Origin of the sequence: Corynebacterium halotolerans YIM 70093 = DSM 44683 (assembly GCF_000341345.1) — a bacterium.
In the GTDB taxonomy this organism is placed as follows: Bacteria; Actinomycetota; Actinomycetes; order Mycobacteriales; family Mycobacteriaceae; genus Corynebacterium; species Corynebacterium halotolerans.
Genome location: NC_020302.1, coordinates 1,395,517 through 1,407,470 on the forward strand (window position 1 = coordinate 1,395,517; position 11,954 = coordinate 1,407,470).

Genomic DNA, 11,954 nt, shown 5'->3' on the forward strand with positions numbered 1-11,954 from the left:
CCGGAAGGCCGAGGACGCAACCCGTTCCGCATCTCGGCTGTCCGCCGGCACGCCGGGCGAGCTGTCCGGTCGCGGGCGTTCCGACGGTCCCGCCACAGCAGACGGCCGGGTCCCCTTTCCAGCGGGCGACCGTGTCCCCGGCATAACGATTTTCCCACGTACCGGACCGAATCGCCGGATTTCGGCGGCGGCGGGAGTCCAACCTGACCTACCCTGACAGGTATGAGCGACAACACGCAGAAACCGGATCGGGCCAATCCGTCGAACTTCGACGACATGGATGTCCCCACCTACCACAGGGACACCGACGCCCCAGGCACCACCGGCCGTCCCGGCCCCGCCGCCGGGAACGGCAGACCCGCTGATCCCTACGAGCGCACCGGGCGCGCCGCTCCACAGGAGATCCCGCCGACGGGGCAGGTCTCGGGCCGGGGCAGCCAGCCGGCGGAGACCACCGCCTTCGCGGCCTCCGATCGCCCTGAGGAACCCTCCGGTGCCACTCCGTACGCCGACCAGGATTTCGCCCCGGCAGGCAGTTCCGCGGCGTCCGCGGCCTCCACGACCGGTGGGACGCCCGCAGCACCCGCCGCGGCCCCGGCATCCGCCCCCTCGAACACCGTGCCCGTCGGTTCCGCGGCGACGGCCGTGGCCGGCGACGACTATCTGCAGGAGCGGACAGAGGCGGCTGCGCCCGACCCGCGTCGTGGCACCATCGACCTCGGCCTGCTCATCATCCGCCTGCTGCTGGGGGTCTGGCTGGTGCTCGTGGCCGTGGCCACCTTCTTCCGGCTCGGCGGCAATGAGGGCATCAACGGCCTCGAGGCCGAGTATGCGGGTTACCTCGCCCCCGAGATGTTGGCCATCGCGGTGCCCGCCATGCAGCTGGCGGCCGGCGTCTTCCTGATCTTCGGCCTGATCACCCCGTTGTTCGCGATGCTCGCGACCGTGGTCACCTCCTTCACCTTCCTGCACGCGGTCGCGGTCGGCGGAGGCGGTTACAACCTCTTCGCCTGGACCGATTCCGCGCTGCTCTCCCTGGTGCTGCTGGGGGTTTCCCTGGCGCTGCAGTTCACCGGACCTGGCCTGTACTCCTTCGACTACGGCCGCAGCTGGGCACGTCGTCCGCTGTTCAGCTCCTGGATCTTCGTGGTCATCGCGATCGCTGCGGGTGTGGGCCTGTGGTGGTTCGGCGCGGGTGCCAACCCCTTCGTTTAACCCGCCCGTCGGCTCGCTCCCGATCGAAAGGCCTGCTCCCGTCGCTGCGGGAGCAGGCCTTCGTCATCGCCGATTGACGGGCCCGGTTTCCGCACCCTCGGGCCGGTTCAGGGCAACCGACGCTTTCCGCCCCTCCCGCGGAAACACCGGATAGCTGGGGCCGACGGTGATGACCGGAACCTGTTGGACTGGGCGGGACGGGGCCAGCAGGGCACCGGCGGGACCGTGGTCATTCCCGACGCCGCGACCGCCCGGGCATTGGAAATGGCGCAGGCCATGGCTGTCGGTTCAGGCGGAGCCGGGCGGGCCTTGAGGTCCGCGGGCGGGAGCGGACTGATCCGCCTGATCCTCCGTTGCGGCGGTTTTCGGCGGCACGGGCACTTTCCGCAGCGCCAGCGCCAACCCGAGCATGGTCAGCAGCGCGAACCACACGTAGTCGGAGACCAGGATCTTCTCGAAGATCGAGAGCGCGTAGACGTCGACGCCGTCGCCGAACCACCATTTCGGCGGATCGGTGAGCATGACCAGTCCCCAGACCATCAGCACGACGCCGAGGAAGGTGGGGCGGCCGAGCACCGCGGCCCAGCGCCACAGGGCGACGGGCAGCAGCAGGGCCACCCACACCCAGTGATGCGACCAGGAGATCGGGGAGATCAGCAGCATGATCAACGCGTTGACCAGCCAGGCGTCGACGTGCAGATCGCGGCGCATCAGGGCGAGCATGAGCCACCCGCCGAGGCCGATGACCGACAACGAGAGCACCAACCAGATGATGTTGAGCGCCGTGCCGTTGGCGTCGAGGGCCGCCTGCGTGTCGAAGAAACGCATCACCATGGCCTTCAGTGAACTGTTGGAGGTGTAGGCGGGGTCGACGCCGACCTCCGAGCCGGTGCCCATGCCCAGCAGCACCGTGGTGAAGAACTCGACGGTCGCGTCCCAGCGCACCGCCGCAGCCGCCAGGGTCATGAGCAGGAAGGAGGCGGCGGCGGTGAAGATCGCCCTGAAATCCCGGCGCAGCAGGAAGTACAGCAGCATCGCCAGCGGGGAGAGTTTGATCGCGGCGGCCACGCCGATCAGCCAGCCCTGGGGCAGCCAGCGCTTGCGCGGGACCAGGTCGAGCACCACCAGCGCCATGATGACGACGTTGATCTGGGCGAAGCTGGCGTTGAGCCAGACGGGCTCGAGCAGGAGCGTGAAGGCCCACGTCACCGCGGTGACCATGAGGCGCACCCGGGGTTCGACGTCGCGCAGCAGCGCGCGCAGCACCAGGTGGAGACACAGCAGGATCAGCAGTGATGAGCCGAGGATCATGAACGTGGCTGCGCGGTAGTCGTCCATCCACTCGAAGACCGTCAGTGGGACGAGCACCAGGGCCCCGAAGGGCGGGTAGATGAACGGCAGTTGCAGATCCCCGGCCTGCATCGGTACCGAGTACATCTCGTCACCGGAGAGGAAGGCGCGCACGCCGTCCCGGTAGATGATCATGTCGACCGGGAAGTCCGTGATGCGGGCGAGGTCGAAGGAAGCGGCGAGGCCCGCACCGAACCCCAGGACCGTCATCATCGTGATGATGAGGTCGCGGGGGGTTCGGGCGGGCCTGGTCTGTTGGTCACTCACCCGGTCAAGATTAGGGGAGACCCTGTCACGGGCAAAGGACGAGGGTCAGTCGACCTGCCGCACGGCACCCTTGTCGGCGCTGGTGGCCATCTTGGCGTAGGCGCGCAGAGCCTTGGAGACCTCGCGCTTGCGGCCGACCGGGGACCACGGCTTCTCGCGGGAGACCATCTCCTGCCGGCGACGCTCGATCTCCTCGTCCGGAATGTCGAGGCTGAGGCGGCGCTCGCGCACGTCGATGGTGACGGGGTCGCCGTTCTCGATCAGGCCGATCAGACCGCCGTGGGCGGCCTCGGGGGAGATGTGGCCGACCGACAGACCCGAGGTGCCGCCGGAGAAGCGGCCATCGGTGATCAGGGCGCACTTCTTGCCCAGGCCCGCGCCCTTGAGGAAGGAGGTGGGGTGGAGCATCTCCTGCATGCCGGGCCCGCCGGAGGGGCCCTCGTAGCGGATGACCACGACCTCGCCGGGTTGGACCTCCCGTTTGAGGATGGTGGACACGGCCGCCTCCTGGGAGTCGACCACGCGTGCGGGACCGGTGAAGGTCCACAGCTCCTCCTCGACGCCCGCGGACTTGAGCACCGCGCCGTCCGGGGCCAGGTTGCCGCGCAGGACCACCAGGCCACCGTCGGAGGAGAAGGCGTGCCCGATGTCGTGGATGCAGCCGTTCTCGGTGTCGGTGTCCAGCGACTCCCACCTGTTCGACTGGGAGAACGCCTCGGTGGTGCGCACGCCGCCCGGTGCGGCGTGGAACAGCTCCACGGCGTCGTCAATGGCCTTGCCGCCGCGGACGTCCCAGTCGTCGAGCCAGGTGTCCAGCGACGGATGGGACACGGTGTGGACGTCCTCCTCCAGCAGTCCGCCGCGGTGCAGCTCGCCGAGGATGGCCGGGATTCCGCCGGCCCGGTGGACGTCCTCGATGTGGTACGTGCCGTTCGGCGCGACCTTCGACAGACACGGGATGCGGTGGGAGATCTCGTCGATGTCGGACAGGTCGAAGTCGACCTCGCCCTCCTGGGCGGCGGCGAGCGTGTGCAGGATCGTGTTGGTGGAGCCGCCCATGGCCATGTCGAGCGCCATGGCGTTGCGGAAGGCCTCCTTGGTGGCCACGTTGCGCGGCAGGACGGACTCGTCCTCCTCACCGTAGTAGCGGGAGCACAGCTCGACGATCTTCTCGCCGGCCTGCTCGAACAGCTGACGGCGGGCCGTGTGGGTGGCCAGGGTGGTGCCGTTGCCCGGCAGGGAGAGGCCGAGCGCCTCGGTCAGGCAGTTCATCGAGTTGGCGGTGAACATGCCGGAGCAGGAGCCGCAGGTCGGGCAGGCGGACTCCTCGACGGTGCGCAGATCCTCGTCGGAGACGGCGTCGTTGGCGGAGGCGGTGATCGCGGTGATCAGATCGGTGGGGGCCTGGGCGACGCCGTCGACGACGACGGCCTTGCCGGCCTCCATCGGGCCCCCGGAGACGAAGATCGCCGGGATGTTCAGGCGCATGGCGGCGTTGAGCATGCCGGGGGTGATCTTGTCGCAGTTGGAGATGCAGACCATGGCGTCGGCGGTGTGGGCGTTGACCATGTACTCCACGGAGTCGGCGATGATCTCGCGCGAGGGCAGGGAGTAGAGCATGCCGCCGTGACCCATCGCGATGCCGTCATCGACGGCGATGGTGTTGAACTCCTTCGGCACGCCCCCGGCGGCGCGCACGGCGTCGGCGACGATGTCACCCACGTTCTTCAGGTGCACGTGACCGGGGACGAACTGGGTGTAGGAGTTGACGATCGCCACAATCGGCTTGCCGAACTCGTGCTCACGGGTGCCGGTGGCGCGCCACAGCGCGCGGGCCCCGGAGGCGTTGCGGCCGACGGTGGTGACTCTTGATCGCAGCGGGATCACTTACTTGCTCCTCGGGGAGTCGTTGGTGGGATCTTCTTCGGCCGATTCCTCGGCGCGTTGGGCAGCCTGACGGGCTGCGTACTCCTCCTTGGTGATGAGGACCTGTTCTCCGTCGCGGTGGATGACCACGACTTTGTCGTCGGCGGCGGCCCGACCCGCGGTCAGCACGTCGGGAATCCGGCCCTGCGAGGCCTTCGACAGACGAGGCAGTGAGTTGAAGGTGACACCCGGCAGCAGGAATTCCCTGCCCCCGGTCGTCGTCGCCAGTGCCCGGGAACCGCGGAACCCGACGCCCGAGAGGTCATCCCAGACGATGTGCCGGCTGCCGCGGAAGGCGTAGCGGATGCGGATCCCCGAGCCGTCGACGACCGTGCGGGCGCGCAGCACCCACACGATGAACAGGATCGGGAAGACCAGGATCCAGAACAGGTACAGCGGGGCGACGCCGATGACCAGCATGGCGATACCGATCATCAGGAGGGCGGCCAGGAGGTGGGTGCGCTCCGGCTGGAACTGCGCCGACTCCGGGTGCTCTGCTTCAGAACTCATGGTCACCATGCTAGTTCAGGGGTTGGTCCACCCCCGTGCCCGGGGTCGACGCGGCCTCCGGTCCGCCACCCTGCGGCGTTGTCCCGCCGCCCCCGGTCCCGGTCCCGGGGGAGGGGCCGGGTTCGGTGGCCGGTGCCGGCCCGGCCGTCTGGTCCGGCGCCTGCGGCTGCTGGGTCTGCGTGCCCTGCGGCGTCTGCGTGCCCTGCGGCGTCTGCGTCCCCTGCGGGGACTGGGTTCCCTCGGGGCTCTGCTGGGTCTGCGTGCCCTGCGGCGTCTCCGGGGTGGTGGTGTTCCCCGGCGACGGGGTCGTGGGCGTCGGCGGCACCGTCTCCGGGGAGGGGATCGGCTCCGGCTGTTCCACGGTGGTCTCCGGGGCCGGGGCGGGTGGGGCGAGGACACCGCTCGCGCCCTGCCCGTTCTCGCCGGCGCCCAGCGTCAGACCGCGGAGGATGAGCAGCAGGAACAGGGCGGCGAACAGGTAGGTCGTCGACGGCCGTGTCCGGCCGTTGAGGGTGGTCACCTTCTGCCAGCGGGTGGTGGGCTCGTCCCGGCGGGACGCCTCGGCGTCGTCCTTGTCGTCAGGCTCGTTGAGCTGCAGATCCTTGTCGACGACCGCAGGGTCCTTGCCCTCCTCGCCGGAGTAACCCGGGGGAGGGGTGAACGACGTCTCAGGCCGGTCGGGGCTGCCCGGCAGGGCGGTGGTCTCCGCCGTCGCGAAGATCTCTGTGGTGTCGGTGGTGCCGGTGGTGTCGGTGGCCGCCGTCGGGGCGGGGTCGACGGGGACGTCGAAACGCGGTGCGGTGCGCAGCGCGGCCGTCGTGTCGTGGTCCGGGGCCGGGGCGGTGTGCACCTGGTCCTGGAGCTCGCCGGTCACGGTGGGGGCCGAGCCGTACTCGTCCCAGAACTCCTCGAGGATGGAGGTACGGATCGCGCGCTCCACCAGCCACTGGGAGCCGGCCGTCACCTGCATCATGAACCGCATGTCCACGGTCCACGGCATGCCGACGGTCGCCGGCGGGTTCACCCCCACGGCCGGGTGGACGTCGAGTTCACCGAGCAGCTCGGGGGCGACGTCCGGGCGCTCCAGTGCCCGCCGGGTGGCGGCCTCGGAGCGGGCGATGGCCTCCCGCGGACTGTCCGAGCCCAGCAGGGGGACCGGGATGACCACGACGGCGCGCGACCAGTAGTTGGACGTGTTGATGCTCACGCGCGCCGTGGAGTTCGGGATGATCACGGTCTCCTGGGCGAGGGTGCGGATACGGGTGGCGCGCATGGTCACCTGGATGACGGTGCCCTCGACGGTGATGCCGTTGCCCTCGAAGCGGACCCAGTCGCCCACGCCGAACTGCTTCTCGCTGAGGATGAAGAAGCCGGCGAGGAAGTCCGCGATGATCGACTGCGCGCCGAAACCGATGGCCGCCGAAACCACCGTCGCGGGAATGGCCGCCCCCGCGAGGGAGAAGCCGACCATCTGCAGGAAGGCGATCAGCAGCAGGAAGTAGGCGATCATCTCGCCGATGTAGACGGACACCCCGGCCACGGCCATCCGGACCTTGCTCTCGTCCGGGTTGTCGGAGGCCTCGAGGCGGTTGTCGAGCCAGCGTTGGATGAAACGCCCCACCCGGGGGATCAGCAGGGCGATGACGAACAGGATGGCGAGGGGGATGCCCAGATCGGCGATCCACTGCCAGAGGTCGGTGAGTATGCGTCTGACGGGCATGCCATCCCAGCATAGTGGGGGAGGTTGGGGGTAAGCAGCCAGAAACCTGCCGAATCCGTGTATCATCTTTTCCATGATCAACATTCGACTTGTGGTAGTAGCTGCACGGCGCCTGCCGTGACGGTCTGACCTCCAGTCGTCTCGACAAGCGCCCTCGACAGCACCCACCCACAGTGCTGTTCGGGGGCTTTGTCTTTTTGGTCGTAGCACACTGTCATCGACGTATGCGTTCCGGCGTCGCCGTCCCACACCCGGGACGGACGCGGCGGTCGCGGTGAATAACCGATCCTGTGAATTAGGGAGCTTGATAACGTGGCAGCTTCGCAACCGCCCACCCCGGCCACGGTCGCCAGGAAGGCCTCCGGTGCCGCGCCGGAGCGCATGACCGGCGCCGAGGCCATCGTCCGGACCCTGGAGGAGCTCGGCACCGACATCGTCTTCGGACTGCCGGGTGGTGCCATTCTTCCCCTCTATGACCCGCTCTACTCCTCGGAGAAGGTGCGTCATGTCCTGGTGCGGCACGAGCAGGGGGCCGGCCACGCCGCCACCGGATACGCCCAGGTCACCGGCAAGGTGGGGGTGTGCATCGCCACCTCCGGTCCGGGTGCGACCAACCTGGTCACCCCGCTGGCCGACGCCAACCTGGACTCCGTCCCGATTGTCGCCATCACCGGTCAGGTCGGCAGCTCCCTGCTGGGCACCGACGCCTTCCAGGAGGCCGACATCCGTGGGGTGACCATGCCGGTCACCAAACACAACTTCATGGTCACGGACCCCAACGACATCCCGCAGGCCCTCGCCGAGGCCTTCCACCTCGCGATCACCGGGCGCCCGGGTCCCGTCCTCGTCGACATCCCGAAGGACGTCCAGAACGCGGAGCTCGACTTCCACTGGCCGACGGTCATCGATCTGCCGGGCTACAAGCCGGTCACCACGCCGCACTCCCGCCAGATCACCCAGGCCGTCCAGCTCATCGCCGAGGCCGAACGTCCGGTGCTCTACGTCGGCGGCGGCGCCATCAAGGCCGACGCCCACCGGGAGCTGCTGGAGTTCGCCGAGTACACCGGAATCCCCGTCGTCACCACCCTGATGGGGCTGGGCGCGTTCCCGGACTCCCACCGCCTGCACATGGGCATGCCGGGCATGCACGGCACCGTCCCGGCGGTCGGCGCCATGCAACGCTCCGACCTGCTCATCGCCATCGGCGCGCGGTTCGACGACCGTGTCACCGGCGCCGTCGACAGCTTCGCCCCGGAGGCGAAGATCATCCACGCCGACATCGACCCCGCCGAGATCGGCAAGATCCGCGCGGCCGACGTCCCGATCGTCGGCGACGCCCGCGAGGTCCTCGCCGCCCTGCTCCGGACCTACCGCTCCAGCAAGAAGCTGGACAAGCCGCAGGTCGGCCCGTGGATCGACTACCTCGAGGACCTCAAGCACCGCTTCCCGCGCGGCTACGAGGCGCAGTCGGACGGTTTCATGTCGCCGCAGTTCGTCATCGAGACGCTGTCCAGGGAGGCCGGACCGGAGGCCGTCTATGTCGCGGGTGTCGGCCAGCACCAGATGTGGGCCGCGCAGTTCGTCGACTTCGAGAAGCCGCGCACCTGGCTGAACTCCGGCGGCCTGGGCACCATGGGCTACGCCGTGCCGGCGGCCCTGGGCGCCAAGGCCGGCGCCCCGGACACCGAGGTCTGGGCCATCGACGGCGACGGCTGCTTCCAGATGACCAACCAGGAACTGACCACCGCCGCGGTCGAGGGCTACCCGATCAAGGTCGCGCTGATCAATAACGGCAACCTGGGTATGGTGCGCCAGTGGCAGACCCTGTTCTACGAGGGCCGCTACTCCAACACCAAGCTGCGCGAGCAGGGCGAGTACGTGCCCGACTTCGTCGGCCTGTCCGAGGCGCTCGGCTGCGCCGCCATCCGCGTCACGCGTGAGGAGGACGTCCTCCCGGCGATCCGGAAGGCCCGCGAGATCAACGACCGCCCCGTGGTCATCGACTTCATCGTCGGTGAGGACGCTCAGGTGTGGCCGATGGTCGCCGCCGGGCACTCCAACTCCGACATCCAGTACGCCATGGGACTGCGCCCGTTCTTCAACGACGGGGCGTCCGCGGCGGAGACCCCGGCCGACATCGACGAGGTCATCGACGAGTCCGCCGAGCAGAAGGAGAACTAGGCATGGCCGCCACCGACATCACCCGTAACACCCTCAGCGTTCTCGTCCAGGACGTCGACGGCATCATCTCACGCGTGGCCGGCATGTTCACCCGCCGCGGCTACAGCCTCGTCTCCCTCGTCTCGGCCAAGACCGAGACCGAGGGCATCAACCGCATCACCGTGGTGGTCGACGCCAACGAGCTGGTCATCGAGCAGATCACCAAGCAGCTCAACAAGATCGTGCCCGTCCTCAAGGTCGTCCGTCTCGAGGAGGAGACGACCATCGCCCGCGGCATCATGCTGGTCAAGGTCAACGCCGACATCAGCAACCGCCCGCAGGTCGTTGACGCCGCGAACATCTTCCGTGCCCGCGTCGTCGACGTCGCGCAGGAGTCCGTGGTCATCGAGGCCACCGGCACCCCGGGCAAGCTGCGCGCCCTGCTGGATGTGCTGGAGCCCTTCGGCATCCGTGAGCTCATCCAGTCCGGGCAGATCGCGCTCAACCGTGGCCCGAAGACGATGGCCCCCTCCAAATAACATGTAAATCCCACATAGTGAGACTTACGGCCTGTTCCACCTCGACATGCGGGGTGGGATCGCCCCCACTGTCTCATGATGTGGTACAAACAGATTCAGGCACCCGGGCGCGCTCCCGTGTCCCGGACCACCACGACGAAAGGTGAGAACTTCTCCCATGGCTATTGAAACGTTCTACGACGACGACGCCGATCTGTCCATCATCCAGGGACGCAAGGTCGCCATCATCGGCTACGGTTCCCAGGGCCACGCCCACGCCCAGAACCTGCGCGACTCCGGCGTCGAGGTCGTCATCGGCCTGCGCGAGGGCTCCAAGTCCGCGGAGAAGGCTGAGGAGGCCGGCTTCGAGGTCAAGACCAGTGCCGACGCCGCCGCCTGGGCCGACGTCATCATGCTGCTGGCCCCCGACACCTCCCAGGCCGGCATCTTCACCAACGACATCGAGCCGAACCTCAACGACGGTGACGCCCTGTTCTTCGGCCATGGCCTGAACATCCACTTCGACCTGATCAAGCCGGCCGAGAACATCATCGTCGGCATGGTCGCCCCGAAGGGTCCGGGCCACCTCGTCCGCCGCCAGTTCGTCGACGGCAAGGGCGTTCCCTGCCTGATCGCCGTGGACCAGGACCCGAAGGGCGACGCCCAGGCCCTGGCCCTGTCCTACGCCGCCGCCATCGGTGGCGCCCGCGCCGGTGTCATCCCGACCACCTTCGAGGCCGAGACCGTCACCGACCTCTTCGGTGAGCAGGCCGTGCTCTGCGGTGGCACCGAGGAGCTCGTCAAGACCGGTTTCGAGGTCCTGACCGAGGCCGGCTACGAGCCGGAGATGGCCTACTTCGAGGTTCTCCACGAGCTCAAGCTGATCGTTGACCTGATGTTCGAGGGCGGCATCGCCAACATGAACTACTCGGTCTCCGACACCGCCGAGTTCGGCGGCTACCTCTCCGGCCCGCGCGTCATCGACGCCGACACCAAGGCCCGCATGAAGGACATCCTGACCGACATCCAGGACGGCACCTTCACCAAGCGTCTGATCGCCAACGTCGAGGGCGGCAACAAGGAGCTCGAGGGCCTGCGCAAGGAGTACTCCGAGCACCCGATCGAGCAGACCGGCGCCAAGCTGCGCGACCTGATGAGCTGGGTCAAGAACCCGCTCGACGCCACCGCCTAAGCCCCCGGTAGCACCGTTTCATCCCTGAGAAAGGGGTCCGCGTTCACCGCGGGCCCCTTTTCGGCGTCTCCGCCCGCATCTCCGCACCAGTAGTTTTCAATAGGTTTTCAATAAGGCGCCAACGGGCTAGGCTGGAAACATGTTCTCCCACGGCCACCATGAGGATCACGGCCGGCACGGCCACGATCACACCCACGCCCCGAGTGGTTCTTTCAAGGCGCTCGTCGGCGTGCTCGCGCTGACCGGCACGATCTTCTTCGCCGAGCTGATCGCGGGCGTCGTCTCCGGCTCGCTGGCGCTGCTGTCGGACGCCATGCACATGCTCTCGGACTCGACCGGGCTGCTCATCGCCCTGGTGGCCATGCTCCTCGGCCGCCGGGCGGCCACCCACCGGGCGACCTACGGTCACCGCCGCGTCGAGGTGCTCGCCGCGATGGTCAACGCCACCGCGGTCACCGCGATCTCGATCTGGATCGTCATCAGCGCGATCGGCCGCCTCGGGGGGCACCACCCGATCGACACCGACCTGATGCTCATCGTCGCCGTCATCGGCCTGTGCGCCAACGCCGTCTCGGCGTTCATCCTGGTGCGCCGCCAGCACGAGAGCCTCAATCTGCGGGGCGCCTACCTGCACGTGCTCTCGGATCTCATCGGTTCGATGGCGGTCATCATCGCGGGCCTGGTCATCCGGTTCACGGGCTGGTTGCCGGCGGACACCATCGCCTCGCTGTTCATCGCCGCCCTCGTCCTGCCGCGGTCCCTGCGCCTGCTGTGGGAATCGGTCTCGGTGCTGATGAACCGGGTCCCGCGCGGCGTCAACACCCGCGAGGTGGAGGCCGCGCTGACGGATCTGCGCGGGGTGACCGGCGTGCACGACCTGCACATCTGGAGCACCGACGGCACGGAGCCGCTGGCCACCTGCCACCTCGTCGTCGCCGACGGGGAGATCATCGACGGCGGTTCCGGGGGTGAGTGCCCCGTCCTGGACTCCGCCCAGGCCCGGCTGCGCGACTTCGGCATCCACCACTCCACCATCCAGCTCGAGCGGACCGGGCACGCGCACCACGAGGAGGTCTGTTGATCTCCGCTGCACCGG

General features: G+C 68.4%; 9 protein-coding genes. 5 read left to right on the forward strand and 4 right to left on the reverse strand.

The features are described 5' to 3' along the window. The first annotated feature begins 222 nt into the window (after positions 1-222). The gene (locus tag A605_RS06505) at positions 223-1,215 is read left to right on the forward strand and encodes a DoxX family protein (protein ID WP_015400713.1); all 993 of its coding nucleotides are present in this window, start codon (positions 223-225) and stop codon (positions 1,213-1,215) included. A gap of 288 nt (positions 1,216-1,503) precedes the next feature. On the opposite strand, the gene A605_RS06510 is transcribed toward A605_RS06505, so the two are convergent. From A605_RS06510 to A605_RS06525, 4 genes are read right to left on the reverse strand one after another with little or no spacing between them, the layout of a single operon-like run. Further along, on the reverse strand, positions 1,504-2,832 hold the full coding sequence (locus A605_RS06510; RefSeq protein WP_015400714.1) for a glycosyltransferase 87 family protein: 1,329 nt from the start codon (positions 2,830-2,832) through the stop codon (positions 1,504-1,506). Between the two features lie 45 nt (positions 2,833-2,877). Continuing rightward, entirely contained in the window at positions 2,878-4,719 is a 1,842-nt protein-coding gene (gene ilvD / locus A605_RS06515; protein WP_015400715.1) for a dihydroxy-acid dehydratase, read from the reverse strand. Continuing rightward, complete coding sequence (locus A605_RS06520) at positions 4,720-5,277, reverse strand: PH domain-containing protein (RefSeq protein ID WP_015400716.1); 558 nt, start codon at positions 5,275-5,277, stop codon at positions 4,720-4,722. It lies immediately after the preceding gene. Between the two features lies 1 nt (position 5,278). Further along, positions 5,279-6,988, reverse strand: coding sequence for a mechanosensitive ion channel family protein (locus tag A605_RS06525; protein ID WP_015400717.1), 1,710 nt, complete (start codon positions 6,986-6,988; stop codon positions 5,279-5,281). A 312-nt stretch (positions 6,989-7,300) separates the two neighbouring features. Between A605_RS06525 and A605_RS06530 the strand changes: the two genes are divergently transcribed. From A605_RS06530 to A605_RS06545, 4 genes are all read left to right on the forward strand, one after another. Beyond that, positions 7,301-9,169, forward strand: coding sequence for an acetolactate synthase large subunit (locus A605_RS06530; protein ID WP_027004468.1), 1,869 nt, complete (start codon positions 7,301-7,303; stop codon positions 9,167-9,169). Positions 9,170-9,171: 2 nt separating this feature from the next. Further along, positions 9,172-9,687, forward strand: a complete 516-nt coding sequence (gene ilvN, locus A605_RS06535) for an acetolactate synthase small subunit (RefSeq protein WP_015400719.1) — start codon at positions 9,172-9,174, stop codon at positions 9,685-9,687. Between the two features lie 157 nt (positions 9,688-9,844). Continuing rightward, positions 9,845-10,858, forward strand: coding sequence for a ketol-acid reductoisomerase (gene ilvC, locus A605_RS06540; protein WP_015400720.1), 1,014 nt, complete (start codon positions 9,845-9,847; stop codon positions 10,856-10,858). Positions 10,859-10,997: 139 nt separating this feature from the next. After that, a complete protein-coding gene (locus tag A605_RS06545; protein WP_015400721.1) occupies positions 10,998-11,939 on the forward strand; it encodes a cation diffusion facilitator family transporter in 942 nt (313 codons plus the stop codon). The last annotated feature ends 15 nt before the right edge of the window (positions 11,940-11,954 follow it).